The following is a 15,723-nucleotide window of genomic DNA, read 5'->3' as shown; positions in this document are numbered from 1 at the left end:
CCAGGATGCGGGGATGGACCTTTCCGGCATCCCGATCACGACCATCCGCGGCGAGCAGACGACCTACGGCGACCTCACGGAGGGGAAGGCGGCGCTCGTGGTGAACGTGGCCTCCCGCTGCGGACTGGTCGGGCAGTACGAGCAGCTCGAGGAGCTCCACCGGCGCTTCGGCGACCGCGGCTTCACGGTCATCGGCTTCCCCAGCAACCAGTTCCTGCAGGAGCTGGGCGACGAGGACAAGATCGCGGAGTACTGCTCGGCGACGTGGGGGGTCACCTTCCCGATGTCCGAGCGCGTGCGCGTCAACGGGCGCCACGCCCATCCGCTGTACAAGGAGCTGACCTCGGTCCCGGATGCCGAGGGCAAGACCGGGCGCATCTCGTGGAACTTCGAGAAGTTCGTCGTCAGCCCGGACGGGCGCGTCGTGCGATTCAGCCCGCGGGTCAAGCCGGACGCCGACGAGGTGGTCGCCGCCATCGAGGACGCCCTCCCGCGCTGACCGCCGCTCACCCAGGGCGCTGACGTGGCGCACATGTACGCGGCGAGGCCCCCGGCGCGAACATCTGCGCCAAGTCACCGCGGGAGGAACCGGGAATCGGGGCCTGGACGCAGCGGCATCCGGGGTATATGTTGTGAACACCAACAAACCCGATGTGCGCCCCGGTGCACGCGTGCGTCCATGCGAAGGAGCAGGAATGCCCACCCCCACCCGCGATGACAAGTTCTCGTTCGGACTCTGGACCGTCGGCTACAACGGCACCGACCCCTTCGGCGGCCCGACCCGCAAGCCGCTCGACGTCGTGCACGTCGTGGAGAAGCTGGCCGAGCTCGGCGCGTACGGGCTCACCTTCCACGACGACGACCTCTTCGCCTTCGGCTCGACCGACGCCGAGCGTCAGACCCAGATCGACCGCCTGAAGGGCGCGATGGATGCCACCGGCATCGTCACCCCGATGGTCACGACCAACCTGTTCTCGGCCCCGGTCTTCAAGGACGGCGGCTTCACCTCGAACGACCGCCAGGTGCGTCGCTTCGCCCTCCGTAAGGTCCTGCGCAACCTCGACCTCGCCGCCGAGCTGGGCGCCAAGACCTTCGTCATGTGGGGCGGCCGCGAGGGCGCCGAGTACGACTCCGCGAAGGACATCCGCCAGGCCCTCGAGCGCTACCGCGAGGCCGTCAACCTGCTCGGCGACTACGTCACCGACAAGGGCTACGACATCCGCTTCGCCATCGAGCCCAAGCCGAACGAGCCCCGCGGCGACATCCTGCTGCCGACGCTCGGCCACGCGATCGCGTTCATCGACTCGCTCGAGCGCCCCGAGCTCGTCGGCCTCAACCCCGAGGTCGGGCACGAGCAGATGGCGGGCCTGAACTTCGCCGCCGGCATCGCCCAGGCGCTGTACCACGGCAAGCTCTTCCACATCGACCTGAACGGCCAGCGCGGCATCAAGTACGACCAGGACCTCGTCTTCGGCCACGGCGACCTCCACAACGCCTTCGCCCTCGTCGACCTGCTCGAGAACGGCGGCCCCGGCGGTGTCCCCGCGTACGACGGCCCCCGTCACTTCGACTACAAGCCCTCGCGCACCGAGGACGAGACCGGTGTCTGGGACTCGGTCTCGGCGAACATGAACACCTACCTGCTGCTCAAGGAGCGGGCCGCGGCCTTCCGCGCCGACCCCGAGGTGCAGGAGGCCCTCGAGGCCGCCAAGGTGTTCGAGCTGTCGCAGCCGACGCTGAACGAGGGCGAGACCTACGACGACTTCCTCGCCGACCGTTCGGCGTACGAGGACTTCGACGCGGACGCGTACCTCGGCGGCAAGGGCTTCGGCTTCGTCCGCCTGCAGCAGCTCGCGACGGAGCACCTGCTCGGCGCACGCTGACGCGGACAGGACCCGGATGCCGCGGCATCCGGGTCCTGCGCCGTCCTCCCGACGGGAGACGAACGAATCACGGACACCCTGCGCCGACGAGGACGCGGGGCAGGCAGAAGGGCAGAGCATGGCGCTCGTCATGGGAGTCGACTCGTCGACGCAGTCGTGCAAGGTCGTCGTGGTCGACGCCGAGACCGGGCAGGTGATGCGCGAAGGACGGGCCTCGCACCCCTCCGGCACCTCCGTCGACCCCGAGGCGTGGTGGATCGCGCTGCAGGAGGCCATCGCGCAGGCCGGCGGCCTCGACGATGTCGCGGCGGTGTCGATCGCCGGGCAGCAGCACGGCATGGTCGTGCTCGACGCCGACGGGCGCGTCATCCGCGACGCCCTGCTGTGGAACGACACGCGGTCGGCGCAGGCCGCGCGCGACCTCATCGACGAGGTGGGGGCCGAGGGCTACGCGGAGCGCACCGGCGCCGTCCCGGTGGCGTCCTTCACGGGCACGAAGCTGCGCTGGCTGCGCGACGCCGAGCCCGGCAACGCCGCCCGGGTCGCCGCGGTCGCCCTGCCCCACGACTGGCTCACCTGGCGCCTCCGCGGCTACGGCCCGGACGCCCCCGCGCTCGACGAGCTGGTGACGGACCGCTCCGACGCGTCGGGCACCGCGTACTGGGGCGCCGACGGCTACGACCTCGACCTCTTCCGCCGCGCACTCGGTCATGACGCCGTGCTTCCGCGCGTGCTCGCGCCGTGGGAGAGCGCGGGCACCCTCCCGGGCGGCGCCCTCGTCGGACCCGGCGCGGGCGACAACGCCGGCGCGGCCCTCGGGCTCGGCGCCGGCGTCGGCGACGTCGTCGTCTCGCTCGGCACCTCCGGCACCGTCTTCGCCGTGGCCGACGCGCCCACCCGCGACACCACCGGGACGGTCGCCGGCTTCGCCGACGCGACGGGCCGCTTCCTGCCGCTGGTCGCGACCCTCAACGCCGCCCGTGTGCTGGATGCAACCGCGTCGCTCCTCGGCGTGACGCATGACGAGCTCGGGGCGCTCGCCCTCCAGGCGGAGCCCGGCGCCGGCGGCGTCGTGCTCGTGCCGTGGTTCGAGGGGGAGCGCACGCCCAACCTCCCGCACGCCCAGGCCTCGCTGACCGGTCTCACGCTGGCGTCCACGACCCGTCCGAATCTCGCGCGCGCCGCGATTGAGGGCATGCTGAGCGGTCTCGCCGTCGGCCTCGAGGCGATCCAGGCGCAGGGCGTCGAGGTCCACCGCATCCTCCTCATCGGTGGCGCCGCCGCCAACGAGGGCGTCGCGCGCATCGCCGCGCAGGTCTTCGACGCCGAGATCGTCGTGCCCGCCGCGGGGGAGTACGTCGCGCTCGGCGCGGCGCGGCAGGCCGCGGGGGTCCTTGCCGGCGGTCCGATGGACTGGCGGGTGGCCACCACCCGCGCGGTCACTCCCGATCACCGTGCCGGGATCCGGGCCCGCTACGACGTCGTCGCGGCGCTGCGCGCGGCGGAGTGATCCCGCCCGCGTCAACCACCTCGGCACGACCGCGTCGGCGGGCCTAGCGTCGCCCCATGCCCACCATCCGCCTGCAGGCACCCACCTACACCCGGGACGTCGAGGTCGACGAGGCCGCCGACCTCCTCGAGGCCGAGGGACTCACCTGGACCCGCGACGGCGAGGCCGACGGCCTGCCCCGGTACGTCCCCGCGGCCTCCGGCTGAGGCGGATGACGGCCGGTCACTCCGTGATCGTGCGCGTCCGCGGCATCCCCTCCTCCGCCGCCCGCCCGCGCGGCAGGCGCACGGGGCCGTCCGCCGGCTGCACGCGCAGGTAGGACGGCTGCCGCACCGCGCGCACCGCGTCGTACACGCCGGCCCCGGGCAGCGGACGGCGGACGGCGTCGAACCGCAGCCCGCGGTCGTCCTGGTCGGGATCGAGGCGCAGGGTGAGACGGGCGAAGGGATGCCACGGCCCGAACGCCCGCGCGTGCCCCAGGGTGAGGGTCCACCCCGCGGCGGGGTCGGCTCGCGCGATCTCCCGGGGGTCGGTCGCCGGCGGGCGCCCCGAGAGCGTGCGGGCGCCGAGGAGGACCGCGCCGCGCTCGCCGCGGTAGGGCAGCAGCGTCCCGAACCGGGCCCGCTCGATGCGGCGGACGGGGAGCAGCGCGAAGCGGGCGGGCACGAGCCAGCCGGTGGAGGCGAGCTCCACGTCCACTGGGCGGCCGTCCGCCTCGAAGCGGAGGGCGAGGCCGGCGACGTCCGGCAGCGGGGCCGGCAGGCCGAGGGAGCGCGAGACCCGGGCGATGACCGGGACCGGCCCGGTGGGGGCGTCGTCGATCCACCGGATGCCGGCCGGGGCGGCATCCGGGATCCCCCTCAGCTCGCCGCTCAGGATCCCGCCGCGGGGGTGGAGGGGGCGGGGGTGACGCGCGCGCTGCAGGACGTGGAAGGCGGCGCCGAGCAGCTCGCCGAGGCCCCGTGCGGCGGGGGAGCGGGACCAGGGCGGCGGGGCGGCGGAGAAGCTCATCCCGCCATCGCATTGGCGGGGCGGGCGTTTGGCCGAGGGGGTTGCGGGACGCGGGACGTCCGTGCCGGGGGCTGTCCGCGGGTCCGCGGGAGGGAGGGGCGCTCGGGGCGGTCCGAGTCAGCCGGGGGTGGGGCGGGGCTGTCCGTCAGTCTGCAGGAGGGAGGGGCGCGCGGGGGTCGCATCCGCCCCGTGGGGCGACGTGCGCCCCACCGGTCCTGCGGCCGCGCGCGCGGGCGGATCGCGGGGCGCGGAAAACACGTGCGATCCGCTCTTGTCATCGAAATGTGTTCTCGCTAACATTCAGGAAGTCGCAGGGCGAACTACCCCGGGCCCCCCTCGCGACGACCGGACCATCCGGTGGTCTTGCTACTCGGTCGACGTCGGTGTCGGTCGAAGAAACGGAGTACAACGATGAAGTTCTCTCAGGGTGTCGCGGCACGCATCGCGGTGGCGGCGGCAGGCGGTCTCGTGCTGGCCGGAACGGCCGGCGCCGCGTTCGCCGCCGAGGTCGGAAGCGATGACGTCACGGTCAGCGTCGACATCGAGGCTGTCGAAGGCGACGGTGCGCTGACCCTCACGGTGGCCGGCGACTCGACCAGCCTGACGGAGAACGCGGAGGCCGGCGAGCCGACCCTGCGTCAGTTCGACGGCGAGCTCCCCACCGTCACCGTCACCGATACGCGCGACGCCGCAGCGATCAACGCCGAGGCGTACTGGTACGTCGTGGGCGTGGCGTCGGACTTCGTCGGCCCCGGCCAGGCGCTGATCGGCGCGGATCGTCTGGGGTGGACCCCCCGGCTCATCGATGAGGGCGACACCGGCCTCGTGAACGAGGGTCAGCCCGTCGCGACCTCGCAGGACGACGGCACCGATCCCGCGGCCCCCGGCAACAACGTCGGTCTCGTCGACCAGGAGCTCCTGTACGGCCTGGCCCCCTCCGCCGAGATCCGCGGCTCGGGAGAGTCCTCCTGGACGGCCGACGCCTCTCTGACCCTGAAGGCCGACCGCGATGTCGCGCCGGGCGAATACTCCTCCATCCTGACGCTCTCGCTGTTCGAGGACATCGAGTAAGCCAGGAGCCCCAGGAGTAAGCTCGTTGCGAGCCGAGGGGCGGGTTCCCCGTGAACCCGCCCCTCCTCCTCGCTCGAGCCACCCCCGTCGAGACAGATCGACGACGATCCGGGACGGTGCCATCCCATGTTCACAACACGCACGCTCGTCGCGAGCCTCGGTGTTCTCGCCGCGACGCTGCTCGGTTCGGCGGCCGTCGTGCCCGCCGCGCACGCGTCGGCGGACACCGACGTCACGTGGTCGGTCACCCCGGCGGACGAGTCGGGACCCGACACACGCGGTGTTATCCAGCAGGAGCTCGACCCCGGCGCGTCCCGTGACGACTTCTTCGCGGTCACGAACCTCAGCAGCTTCGAGGTCACCTTCGCCCTGAGCGCCGCCGACGGCTACTACAACGAGAACGGGCGGTTCAACATGCTGCCGTCCGATCGCGAGTCCGTCGACGCCGGCCAGTGGATCGATCTGCCGGAGACGGTGACGGTCGCCGCGGGCGGCACCGCGGTGGTGCCGTTCACCACGACCGTGCCCGATGACGCGGTCCCCGGCGATCACGCCGCCGGAATCGCGGCATCCGTCCGATCCGCCGGCACGGATGACGGCGGCGCAGCGGTCGGGGTCGAAAGTCGTGTGGGATTCCGTGTGACGACACGTGTGACGGGGGAGATCGTCCCCTCTTACGCGATCAGCGGGGTGCAGTCCTCCTACGAGTTGTCGTGGAACCCGTTCCGGCCGGGCGCGGCGGAGACCTCCTTCACGGTCGAGAACACCGGCAACGCGACCTTGCTCTTCGAGGGGGTGGTCGGCGCCGGGACGGGATCGACGACGGTCCCCGTCGAGGGCGAGCAGCGACCGACCCTCCTCCCGGGCGAGTCCCGTCGCATCACGGTGCCCATCGCGGACGTCTGGCCGACGGTGTTCGTGCCGGGCTCGATCGATCTCGCCCCCACGGCCAGCGACCTGGGCGGCGAGCCCGTGGACGTCGCGCCGCAGTCCGCGGACGCCGGCTTCTGGGCCGTTCCCGTGTCGCAGCTGCTCGTCCTCCTCGGCCTCGTCCTCATCGTCCTCGCCCTGTTCTGGAGGCGGCGCCGGTTCGCGGCCGCCCTCGACCGGGCGCGCGAAGAAGGCCGAGCCTCGGCGGCCGGCCCGTCCGCCGCCACCGCCGTCGGCGCCCCCGTCGCCCCCTCGTCGGGATCGCCCACATCGACGGGAGCGGAGACCCGCCGCTTCCGTCGGACCCGCTCCACCGCCCCCACCACAGAAAGATCGTGATGCCCCTCTTTGCCGCGGTAGCCCCCCTGCCCGACGATGCCGTCACCGTCGACGTCGACATCACCCCCCTGCCCACGCTCACGCCGACCCCCTCGCCCACGATCGTGCCGACACCGCCCGTCGGCGGCTCGCCGTCGCCGACCGTGCTGCCGACCCCGCCCGCGGGCGGGGCGCCCGCGCCCTCGCCCTCGAGCACGCCCGATCTCGGATGGCTCGCCGGCACCGGCGCCGAGCCCGCCTGGCTGCTGATCGGCGCCGCGCTGGTGCTGGTCGCCGTCGGCGTCGCGCTCATCGTCGCGCGTCGCCGTCGCGTCCGCTCCTGACCTCCCCACCCGCACACGAGACCGCCTCCCGGCGGCGACGGCGTCCTGACGGCGCCGCCCGCCCGGGGGCGGTCTCGTCGTCGTTCGGGACGTGCGACGGCAGCGAGGGGGGAAATTCCGGGGGTGGCACAACAATCCCGGCGGGGTGGGCGCGTAACATCGCTGTGATCGGCATTTCTCTCGGCGTGGTCCGTGATCTGCCGCGTGCCTCGGACAGTCCGAAAGGCACCGTGATCATGATGTGCGGATCGGAAGAGAAACCATGCCCCAGTCCTCCAGTCGCGGGTGGCAGCGGCCCAGTATCTACGACGTCGCCCGCCGGGCGGGCGTCTCGCACATGACCGTCTCGCGCGTGCTGAACGGGCACCCCAACATCCGCGAGGCCACGCGCTCACGCGTGCTGCAGGCGATCGAGGAGATGAACTACACGCCGAGCTCGATCGCCCGTGCTCTGGCGACGCGGCGAGCGCGCCGTATCGGCGTGCTCATCGACGGTCCGGTCCAGAACGGCCCGAACAACACCCTGCGCGCCCTCGAGGACGCCGCCCGCCACGTGGGGTATGCCGTGAGCGCGTTCTCGATCGGCGACGACGACTCCTCCCAGATGGACTCGGGCGTCGTGGAGCTGGTCACCCAGGGCATCGACGCCCTGTGCGTCATCGCCCCGCGCAAGTCCTCCCTCGATCTGCTCCGCCAGCAGAGCACCGGCCTGCCCACGATCGTCATCAAGGCGGAGGCGGATGCCTCGTGGCACACGGTCGGCGTGGACCAGCGCGCCGGCGCACGTCTGGCCGTGGACCACCTGATCGGGCTCGGCCACCGCACCATCGCCCACCTCGCCGGTCCGCAGGACTGGTTCGACGCCCTCGAGCGCGCACAGGGCTGGCGCGAGAGCCTCGCCGAGGCGGGCCTGTCCGAGGGGCCGCACGTCATCGGCGAGTGGACGTCGGACTTCGGATACGAGTACGGCCGTTCGGCGGACCTCGGCGACACCACCGCGGTGTTCGCCGCCAACGACCAGATCGCGCTCGGCGTCGTGCACGGGCTGAGCGTGCGCGGCCTCCGCGTCCCCGACGACATCAGCGTCATTGGCTTCGACGACCTCGCGGACGCCCGGCACTTCCTGCCGCCGCTGACGACGGTCCGCCAGGACTTCGCCGCCCTCGGCGAGCTCGCCCTCCAGCAGCTCATCGCCGCGATCGAGGGGGACCTCGAGCCGACGCACGACATGATCGAGCCGAATCTCGTCATCCGGGAGTCGACGAGAGCGCTCGACCGGGAGTAGTATCCGCGCTTCGTCCCGCACGATTGGGCGTGTCCAAGCCCCGTGATGGACTTGTGATCTCCGGGGCCGAAATTGTCCGGGATTCGACTTGCGCTCCGGATTGTTAGCGCGCACACTGGACCACATCAGGAGTGCTGCGTCACACAGCTGCACGACATCCCTCTCCAACCCGAACGCTGGAGAGATCTCAAGGAGGAGAACCAATGTCTATTTCGAAGCGCATGCGCGGCGTCGTCGGACTGATCGGGGCGGGCGCCGTCGCCCTGTCCCTGGCCGGTTGCGCCGGTGGCTCCGGTGCGGGGAGCGAGGGTGGCGCCGAGGGCGACCTCACCACCGTCGGCTTCGTCGCCGTCGGCCCCGAGGGCGGCTGGCGCAACGCCAACGAGCAGGCCATCAAGGACGCGTTCACGCAGGAGGCCGGCTTCGACCTCAAGTACGCTCCCGCCGCGAGCCCCAGCGACCAGAAGTCGCAGCTGGACGCCTTCGCCACCTTCGTCAACGACGAGGTCGACGTGATCCTGCTCACCGCCACCGAGGCGTCCGGCTGGGAGGACTCGCTGGAGCTCGCCAAGGAGGCCGAGATCCCCGTCGTCCTGCTCGACCGCGGCGTCGACGCCCCCGAGGACCTCTACGTCACCCGCATCGCGCCCGACAACACGCAGGTCGCGGCCTCGGTCGGCTCGTGGGCCGTCGACACCTTCCCGTCCGGCGCCAAGTACTTCGTCCTCGAGGGCGTCCCCGGCCTCTCGGTCGTGAACGAGCGCAACGAGGGCTTCGACTCCGAGGTGGACGGCGCGACCGGCTTCACCAAGGTCGGCGCTCAGACCGCCAACTGGAAGACCGACGAGGGCAAGTCCGTCATCGAGACCGTCCTGAAGGCGAACAACAACGACATCCAGTTCATCTTCGCCCAGAACGACGAGATGGGCATCGGTGCGGCGCAGGCCGTGTCGGCCGCGGGTCTGACCCCCGGCACCGACGTCAAGATCGCCACGATCGACGGCACCACCGGCGCCCTCGAGGCCCTCGCCGCGGGTCAGCTGAGCTTCGTCGCTCAGTACAACCCCTTCTTCGGCGACGTCGCCGTCGACGCGGTCGAGAAGGCCATCGCCGGCGAGTCGGTCGAGTCGACGATCATCGTCGACAGCGCCACCTTCGACTCGCCCGAGGCGGCCGAGACCGCGCTGTCGGAGGGCCTGGGCTTCTAAGCCCGGACCACCCGTTCGAACGCACCACTTCAGGAGTGGGGGCCGCCCGCCCGGGCTGCCCCCGCTCCGCATTCCATCCGCTCCGCCACACACGAGGAAGTTCGTCAGCGATGACAGAATCCCTACCGATCGTCGAAGTCCGCGGCGCATCGATCACGTTCCCCGGCGTCAAAGCCCTCGATGAAGTGAACTTCCGACTGCTGCCGGGAGAGGTCCACACGCTCATGGGCGAGAACGGGGCGGGCAAGTCCACCCTGATCAAGGCCCTGACCGGCGTCTACCAGATCGACTCCGGCTCGATCCTCATCTTCGGCGAGGAGAAGCGCCTCACCGGTACCGCCTCCGCCCAGGCCGCCGGCATCTCGACGGTGTACCAGGAGGTCAACCTCTGCACCAACCTAACCATCGGTGAGAACGTCATGCTCGGCCACGAGGTGCGCGGCCCCCTCGGCATCAACTGGCGCGCCACCCACTCCCGCGCCCAGGACGCCCTCGCCCGCATGGGCCTCGGCCACCTCGACACCCGCGCCCCGCTCTCGTCGATCTCGATCGCCCTGCAGCAGCTCGTCGCCATCAGCCGCGCCATGGTCACCGACTCGAAGGTGCTCATCCTCGACGAGCCCACCTCGAGCCTGGATGCCGCCGAGGTCGAGACCCTGTTCTCGGTCATGCGCCGCCTCCGCGACCAGGGCGTGGCCATCCTGTTCGTCTCGCACTTCCTCGACCAGGTGTACGCCATCAGCGACCGCATCACGGTGCTGCGCAACGGCGGCTTCGTCGGCGAGTACCTCACGCGCGACCTCGACCGCACCCAGCTCATCTCGAAGATGATCGGCAAGGACATCGAGGCCCTCCGCGCCCTCGGGTCCAACCGGCAGGTCGACGCGCGCGATCGCAGCGCGACCCCCGTCTACGCCGCCGAGGGCCTCGGCCGCGCCGGCGCCCTGGCGCCGACCGACATCGAGATCCACAAGGGCGAGGTCGTCGGGTTCGCCGGGCTCCTGGGCTCCGGCCGCACCGAGCTCGCCCGCCTCATCGCCGGCGCGGACCGCGCCGACTCGGGCACCGTGCGCCTCAAGGGCAAGAAGGTCAACGTCACCTCGCCGGTGTCGGGCCTCGGCAACCACATCGCCTACTCGACCGAGAATCGCCGCGACGACGGCATCATCGGCGACCTGAGCATCCGCGAGAACATCATGCTGGCGCTGCAGGCCAAGCGCGGCTGGCTGCGCCGCATCCCGGCGCGCGAGGTCGACCAGCTCGTCTCCACCTACATGGAGCGCTTCAGCGTGCGGCCGAACGACCCCGACCGGCCCATCCGCCTGCTGTCCGGCGGCAACCAGCAGAAGGTGCTCCTCGGCCGCTGGCTCGCGACCGACCCGGAGCTGCTGCTGCTCGACGAGCCCACCCGCGGCATCGACGTCGGCGCGAAGGCCGACATCCAGGAGACCGTCGCCGAGCTCGCCGAGGCGGGCATGAGCGTCGTGTTCATCTCGTCCGAGCTCGAAGAGGTCGTCCGCCTGTCCGAGCGCATCGTCATCATGAAGGACCACGAGAAGGTCGGCGAGGTCGTCAACGGCCCCGACGTCACCGCGGAGCGCGTGGTGTCGATCATCGCGGCCGAGTCCGAAGAAGAGGCAGAGGCCCAGGCCGAGGCCCTCGCCGAAGGAGAGACCCGCTGATGCCCGCTCTGAAGTCGCTGCTGCGCACCCCGTGGTTCTGGGGCATCATCGGCATCGTCCTGCTGCTGTCCCTGAACGTCATCAAGGACCCGACCTACCTCGCCGTCGGCATCAACCCGGCGACGGGCCAGCTCGCCGGCAACCTGCTCGACATCCTCCGCGTCTCGGCACCGATCATCATGATCGCCCTCGGGATGACGTTCGTCATCGCCACGAAGGGCATCGATCTCTCCGTCGGCTCGATCATGGCCGTCGGCGGGGCCGCGGCGATGGAGCTGCTGCGGGCGCTGAACGCCCCCAGCTCGTTCGGCGCCATGTTCACCGCGATCGGCCTGGCCCTGCTCCTCGGCGCCGTGCTCGGCCTGGTCAACGGCCTCCTGGTCTCGATCGTCGGCCTGCAGCCGTTCATCAGCACGCTGGTCATGATGCTCGCGGCCCGCGGCATCGCCCGCGTCATCACCGGCGGACAGAACACGAACTCGCAGAACCAGCCGTTCCAGCAGATCGCCAACGGACAGGTGCTGGGACTGCCGATCAGCTTCGTGATCGCCATCGCCATCGTCGTGGTCGTCACGGTCATCATGCGGCGAACCGCGCTGGGCCTGATGATCGAGTCGATCGGCGTGAACCCGGACGCGAGTCGGCTCGCCGGCATCCGTCCCCGCCCCATCCTCATCACGGTCTACGTCCTCTCCGGCGTCCTCGCCGCGGGCGGCGGTCTGTTCACCGTGTCGGAGGTCATGACGGTGGACGTGTCGGGCACCGGCTACCAGATGGAGCTGGATGCCATCCTGGCGGTCGTCATCGGCGGCACCTCGCTCGCCGGCGGCAAGTTCTCCATCCTCGGATCGACGGTCGGCGCACTGCTGATCGCGACGCTGAACAAGACCGTGCTGTTCCTGGGGGTCTCCGCCGCGGCGACCCCGGCCTTCAAGGCCATCGTCATCGTGCTGCTCGTCCTGCTGCAGTCCGAGCGGGTGAGGACCGTCGTCCTCCAGGCCGGACGCCGTCGTACCCGGAAGGAGGTCGTCGCATGAGCACGACCGTCTCACCCCCGTCGCCCTCGCACGGCACCGAGGTCCCGGTCCGGGGCCTGGCGATCTCGCGCATGTGGGGTCGCAGCCAGTCCGTCATCCCGACCCTCGCCGCGGTCCTGCTGCTCGTGGCCATGCTCGTCTACGCCGAGCTCGCGTACGGCCGCGTCTTCCACGCCGGCACGATCTCGAGCCTCCTCGTCAGCTTCGCGCCGACGATCATCCTGGCGGTGGGGATGACCATCGTCATCCTCTCGGGCGGCATCGACCTCTCGGTCGGCGCGGTCGTCGCCTTCACCTCGGTGTCGGGCGTGATGCTCATGAACAACGGCGTGAACGGCTGGGTCGCGGTCATCCTCATGCTCGGCTTCGGGGCCCTGTTCGGCCTCGTCTCGGGCGTGTTGATCCAGTACTTCAACGTGCAGCCGTTCATCGCCACGCTGGCGATGATGTTCCTCGCCCGCGGTCTGGCGTCGATCCTGTCGACCGTCCCGGTGCAGGCGCCCGAGGGGGCTCCGATCCTCGTGCTGGCGACCGACTGGAAGATCATCGACGGACCGAAGGTCAACGACTTCGTCCTCACCCCCGGCTTCTTCGTCGCCGTGCTCGTCGTCGTCGGCGCCTTCGTGCTGCTGCACCGCACGCGTACCGGCCGCACCGTCTACGGCATCGGCGGCGCCGAGAACTCCGCCCAGCTCATGGGTCTGCCGGTCGCCCGCACGCGCGTGCTGATCTACATCCTCAGCGGCGCCCTCGCCGGCCTCGCGGCGGTCGTCTACACCGCCGAGGTGGGCGGCAAGGCGCAGAACGTCACCGGCATCGGATGGGAGCTGGATGCCATCGCCGCCGTCGTCATCGGCGGGACGCTCCTGACGGGCGGCGCGGGCTACGTGCTCGGATCGGTCGTCGGCTCGCTCGTCCTGGCGGCCCTGGCCATGATCATCACCAAGGACGGCGGCATCCGTCCCGAGTACCTGACCATCATCACCGGCGGTATCCTGCTCGCGTTCGTCCTGTTGCAGCGCGTGCTCACCGCGCGGCGACGAAAATGAGCATCGTCGTCGACCCGCACCCCCACAAGGAGAACACCGTGGCAGCGTCCCCTGCTGACTTCTCGCCCGAGATCGAGGCATCCATCGATCGTGTCCGCCAGGACGTCGCCCGTCTGCACGCCGAACTCGTGCGCTACAACCTGGTGGTGTGGACCGGCGGGAACGTCTCGGGCCGTGTGCCCGGGGCGGACCTGTTCGTGATCAAGCCCTCGGGGGTCTCGTACGACGACCTCGCGCCGTCGAACATGATCCTGTGCGACCTGGACGGCGAGGTCGTCCCCGGGACGCCCGGCAGCGACCGCAGCCCCTCCAGCGACACCGCCGCGCACGCCTACGTGTACCGCAACATGCCCGAGGTCGGCGGCGTCGTCCACACGCACTCGACCTACGCGGTCGCGTGGGCCGCGCGCGGCGAGGAGATCCCCTGCGTCATCACCGGGATGGCGGACGAGTTCGGCGGGCCGATCCCGATCGGCCCCTTCGCGGTGATCGGCGACGACTCCATCGGCCGCGGCATCGTCGAGACGCTGCGCGGCCACCGCTCGCGCGCGGTGCTCATGCAGAACCACGGCCCGTTCACGATCGGCGTCTCGGCGAAAGACGCCGTCAAGGCCGCCGTCATGTGCGAGGACGCCGCGCGGTCGGTGCACCTGGCGCGGGAGGCGGGTCCGCTGATCCCGATCCCGCAGGACCGGATCGACCACCTCTACAACCGCTACCAGAACGTCTACGGACAGAACACGGACGCCCGCCGGTGAGCGCGGCGATCCTCCCGGCCGCCGACGTCATCGCGACCGGACGCGCGGCCCTGGGCATCGAGCTCGGCTCCACCCGCATCAAGGCGTGCCTCGTGGACGCCGACGACCCCTCCCGCGTGCTCGCGACCGGGTCGCACGCGTGGGAGAACCGCTACCGCCAGGGCAACTGGACGTACGCGCTCGAGGACGTCTGGGCCGGCGTGCAGGCCGCCTACGCGGCGCTCGCCGCCGAGGTGCGCAGCGTCCACGGCACGTCGATCGAGACGCTGGCCGCGGCGGGCGTGTCCGCCATGATGCACGGCTACCTCGCGTTCGACGCCGAGGGGGAGCTGCTCGTGCCCTTCCGCACGTGGCGCAACACCTCGACCGAGCGCGCCGCGGGCGTGCTGTCGGAGCTGCTCGGCACGAACATCCCGCTGCGGTGGTCGATCGCCCACCTGTACCAGGCGGTGCTGGACGAAGAGGACCACATCCCCGACCTGCACTCCTTCACCACGCTGGCCGGCTACGTCCACGAGAGGCTCACCGGCCGCCGGGTGCTCGGGATCGGGGATGCCTCGGGCATGTTCCCCATCGACGTCGCCACCCGCGACTACGACGCCGACATGATGGCGAAGTTCGACCGGCTCGTGGCCGAGCGGGCACCGGGCCTGGAGCTGCGCGGCCTGCTCCCCGACGTCCTCGTCGCGGGCGAGCCCGCCGGAGAGCTGACGCCCGAGGGTGCGGCGCTGCTGGACCCGTCCGGGACCCTGCGCCCCGGCGTGCTGTTCTGTCCGCCCGAGGGCGACGCCGGCACGGGCATGGTCGCGACGAACTCCGTCGCCCCGCGCACCGGCAACGTCAGCGCCGGCACGAGCATCTTCGCGATGGTCGTGCTCGAGGGGCCGCTCCGCCGTGCGCACGAGGAGCTCGACCTCGTGACCACCCCCGCCGGCGACCTCGTCGCCATGGTGCACTGCAACAACGGCGCGAGCGAGCTCGCCGCGTGGGTGGGCCTGTTCGAGCGGTTCGCCGCCATCGCAGGGGGGACGCTGCACCCGGACGAGGTGTTCGAGGCGCTGTTCGTGGAGTCGCTGGACGGTTCCCCCGACGCGGGCGGACTGCTGGCCTACAACCACCTGGCGGGCGAGCCCATCGCGGGCCTCTCCGAGGGGCGGCCGCTCGTCGTCCGGACCCCCGACAGCCGCCTCACGCTGGCGAACTTCATGCGCGCGCAGCTGTACGGCGTCTTCGGCACGCTCGCGCTCGGCATGCGCGTGCTCGCCGAGGAGGGCGTCGAGCTGGACCGCATGTACGCCCACGGCGGCGTGTTCCGCACCGCGGGCGTCGCTCAGCGCTTCCTCGCCGGGGCGCTGGACGCCCCCGTCGCCGTCGCCGCCACGGCCTCCGAGGGCGGCGCGTGGGGGATCGCCGTGCTCGCGGCGTTCGCCGCGGACCCGGCCGGGGGGTCGATCGACCGCTTCCTCACCGACCGCGTCTTCGCGCAGACGGAGTTCGACTCGATCGACCCCGACCCCGAGGACGTCCCCGGTTTCGCCGCCTACCTCACCCGATACCGCGCCGGGCTCGCCATCGAGCACGCCGCCATCTCGGCGACGCCCTGACCCGGGCCCGCCGCCTCGCCCACACCCAAAAGG

At 71.4% G+C, this 15,723-nt stretch carries 15 protein-coding genes; 14 read left to right on the top strand and 1 reads right to left on the bottom strand.

The features are described from left to right. Positions 1-13: 13 nt before the first annotated feature. The 4 genes from ACO03V_RS00150 to ACO03V_RS00135 all read left to right on the top strand — a co-directional run bounded on the left by ACO03V_RS00150 (position 14) and on the right by ACO03V_RS00135 (position 3,599). The gene (locus tag ACO03V_RS00150) at positions 14-499 is read left to right on the top strand and encodes a glutathione peroxidase (protein WP_423136141.1); all 486 of its coding nucleotides are present in this window, start codon (positions 14-16) and stop codon (positions 497-499) included. 196 nt (positions 500-695) lie between these two features. Beyond that, positions 696-1,883, top strand: coding sequence for a xylose isomerase (gene xylA, locus ACO03V_RS00145; RefSeq protein WP_387052739.1), 1,188 nt, complete (start codon positions 696-698; stop codon positions 1,881-1,883). A 118-nt stretch (positions 1,884-2,001) separates the two neighbouring features. Beyond that, positions 2,002-3,393: a xylulokinase gene (gene xylB / locus ACO03V_RS00140; RefSeq protein WP_423136140.1), complete on the top strand. Its 1,392-nt coding sequence runs from the start codon at positions 2,002-2,004 to the stop codon at positions 3,391-3,393. Between the two features lie 56 nt (positions 3,394-3,449). Next, complete coding sequence (locus tag ACO03V_RS00135) at positions 3,450-3,599, top strand: hypothetical protein (RefSeq protein ID WP_367733019.1); 150 nt, start codon at positions 3,450-3,452, stop codon at positions 3,597-3,599. A 16-nt stretch (positions 3,600-3,615) separates the two neighbouring features. Here the strand turns inward: ACO03V_RS00135 and ACO03V_RS00130 are convergent, their stop codons facing one another. Next, complete coding sequence (locus tag ACO03V_RS00130) at positions 3,616-4,404, bottom strand: hypothetical protein (RefSeq protein ID WP_423136139.1); 789 nt, start codon at positions 4,402-4,404, stop codon at positions 3,616-3,618. A 411-nt stretch (positions 4,405-4,815) separates the two neighbouring features. Between ACO03V_RS00130 and ACO03V_RS00125 the strand changes: the two genes are divergently transcribed. From ACO03V_RS00125 to ACO03V_RS00080, 10 genes are all read left to right on the top strand, one after another. Further along, complete coding sequence (locus ACO03V_RS00125) at positions 4,816-5,475, top strand: hypothetical protein (RefSeq protein ID WP_423136138.1); 660 nt, start codon at positions 4,816-4,818, stop codon at positions 5,473-5,475. A gap of 126 nt (positions 5,476-5,601) precedes the next feature. Beyond that, a complete protein-coding gene (locus ACO03V_RS00120; protein ID WP_367733025.1) occupies positions 5,602-6,744 on the top strand; it encodes a WxL protein peptidoglycan domain-containing protein in 1,143 nt (380 codons plus the stop codon). Then, positions 6,744-7,067 (top strand): hypothetical protein, encoded by a 324-nt coding sequence (locus tag ACO03V_RS00115; protein WP_367733027.1) that lies wholly within the window; start codon positions 6,744-6,746, stop codon positions 7,065-7,067. The genes ACO03V_RS00120 and ACO03V_RS00115 overlap by 1 nt, the downstream gene beginning before the upstream one ends. Before the next feature lie 262 nt (positions 7,068-7,329). Next, the gene (locus ACO03V_RS00110) at positions 7,330-8,352 is read left to right on the top strand and encodes a LacI family DNA-binding transcriptional regulator (protein ID WP_423136137.1); all 1,023 of its coding nucleotides are present in this window, start codon (positions 7,330-7,332) and stop codon (positions 8,350-8,352) included. A 203-nt stretch (positions 8,353-8,555) separates the two neighbouring features. After that, positions 8,556-9,560 carry a substrate-binding domain-containing protein gene (locus tag ACO03V_RS00105; RefSeq protein ID WP_367733031.1) on the top strand — a complete coding sequence of 335 codons (1,005 nt, stop codon included), beginning with the start codon at positions 8,556-8,558 and terminating at the stop codon, positions 9,558-9,560. 110 nt (positions 9,561-9,670) lie between these two features. Continuing rightward, positions 9,671-11,242: a sugar ABC transporter ATP-binding protein gene (locus tag ACO03V_RS00100; protein ID WP_367733033.1), complete on the top strand. Its 1,572-nt coding sequence runs from the start codon at positions 9,671-9,673 to the stop codon at positions 11,240-11,242. Then, positions 11,242-12,279: an ABC transporter permease gene (locus ACO03V_RS00095; RefSeq protein ID WP_367733036.1), complete on the top strand. Its 1,038-nt coding sequence runs from the start codon at positions 11,242-11,244 to the stop codon at positions 12,277-12,279. Before ACO03V_RS00100 ends, ACO03V_RS00095 begins: the two co-directional genes overlap by 1 nt. Next, positions 12,276-13,328 carry an ABC transporter permease gene (locus tag ACO03V_RS00090; RefSeq protein WP_423136136.1) on the top strand — a complete coding sequence of 351 codons (1,053 nt, stop codon included), beginning with the start codon at positions 12,276-12,278 and terminating at the stop codon, positions 13,326-13,328. The genes ACO03V_RS00095 and ACO03V_RS00090 overlap by 4 nt, the downstream gene beginning before the upstream one ends. Continuing rightward, a complete protein-coding gene (locus ACO03V_RS00085; RefSeq protein WP_423136135.1) occupies positions 13,325-14,086 on the top strand; it encodes an L-ribulose-5-phosphate 4-epimerase in 762 nt (253 codons plus the stop codon). Before ACO03V_RS00090 ends, ACO03V_RS00085 begins: the two co-directional genes overlap by 4 nt. Next, positions 14,083-15,690 (top strand): xylulokinase, encoded by a 1,608-nt coding sequence (locus tag ACO03V_RS00080; protein ID WP_423136134.1) that lies wholly within the window; start codon positions 14,083-14,085, stop codon positions 15,688-15,690. The genes ACO03V_RS00085 and ACO03V_RS00080 overlap by 4 nt, the downstream gene beginning before the upstream one ends. The last annotated feature ends 33 nt before the right edge of the window (positions 15,691-15,723 follow it).

This window comes from Microbacterium sp. HMH0099 (genome assembly GCF_049384025.1).
Taxonomy (GTDB): Bacteria; Actinomycetota; Actinomycetes; order Actinomycetales; family Microbacteriaceae; genus Microbacterium.
Note: the sequence above shows the minus strand (reverse complement) of the source record. Positions and strands in the feature narration are given on the sequence as shown.

Bases quoted from the DNA above. Each gene is read 5' to 3' on its own strand.
- ACO03V_RS00150 (WP_423136141.1), top strand. From the start codon at position 14: ATGGACCTTTCCGGCATCCCGATCACGACCATCCGCGGCGAGCAGACG.
- xylA (WP_387052739.1), top strand. From the start codon at position 696: ATGCCCACCCCCACCCGCGATGACAAGTTCTCGTTCGGACTCTGGACC.
- xylB (WP_423136140.1), top strand. From the start codon at position 2,002: ATGGCGCTCGTCATGGGAGTCGACTCGTCGACGCAGTCGTGCAAGGTC.
- ACO03V_RS00135 (WP_367733019.1), top strand. From the start codon at position 3,450: ATGCCCACCATCCGCCTGCAGGCACCCACCTACACCCGGGACGTCGAG.
- ACO03V_RS00130 (WP_423136139.1), bottom strand. From the start codon at position 4,404: ATGAGCTTCTCCGCCGCCCCGCCGCCCTGGTCCCGCTCCCCCGCCGCA.
- ACO03V_RS00125 (WP_423136138.1), top strand. From the start codon at position 4,816: ATGAAGTTCTCTCAGGGTGTCGCGGCACGCATCGCGGTGGCGGCGGCA.
- ACO03V_RS00120 (WP_367733025.1), top strand. From the start codon at position 5,602: ATGTTCACAACACGCACGCTCGTCGCGAGCCTCGGTGTTCTCGCCGCG.
- ACO03V_RS00115 (WP_367733027.1), top strand. From the start codon at position 6,744: ATGCCCCTCTTTGCCGCGGTAGCCCCCCTGCCCGACGATGCCGTCACC.
- ACO03V_RS00110 (WP_423136137.1), top strand. From the start codon at position 7,330: ATGCCCCAGTCCTCCAGTCGCGGGTGGCAGCGGCCCAGTATCTACGAC.
- ACO03V_RS00105 (WP_367733031.1), top strand. From the start codon at position 8,556: ATGTCTATTTCGAAGCGCATGCGCGGCGTCGTCGGACTGATCGGGGCG.
- ACO03V_RS00100 (WP_367733033.1), top strand. From the start codon at position 9,671: ATGACAGAATCCCTACCGATCGTCGAAGTCCGCGGCGCATCGATCACG.
- ACO03V_RS00095 (WP_367733036.1), top strand. From the start codon at position 11,242: ATGCCCGCTCTGAAGTCGCTGCTGCGCACCCCGTGGTTCTGGGGCATC.
- ACO03V_RS00090 (WP_423136136.1), top strand. From the start codon at position 12,276: ATGAGCACGACCGTCTCACCCCCGTCGCCCTCGCACGGCACCGAGGTC.
- ACO03V_RS00085 (WP_423136135.1), top strand. From the start codon at position 13,325: ATGAGCATCGTCGTCGACCCGCACCCCCACAAGGAGAACACCGTGGCA.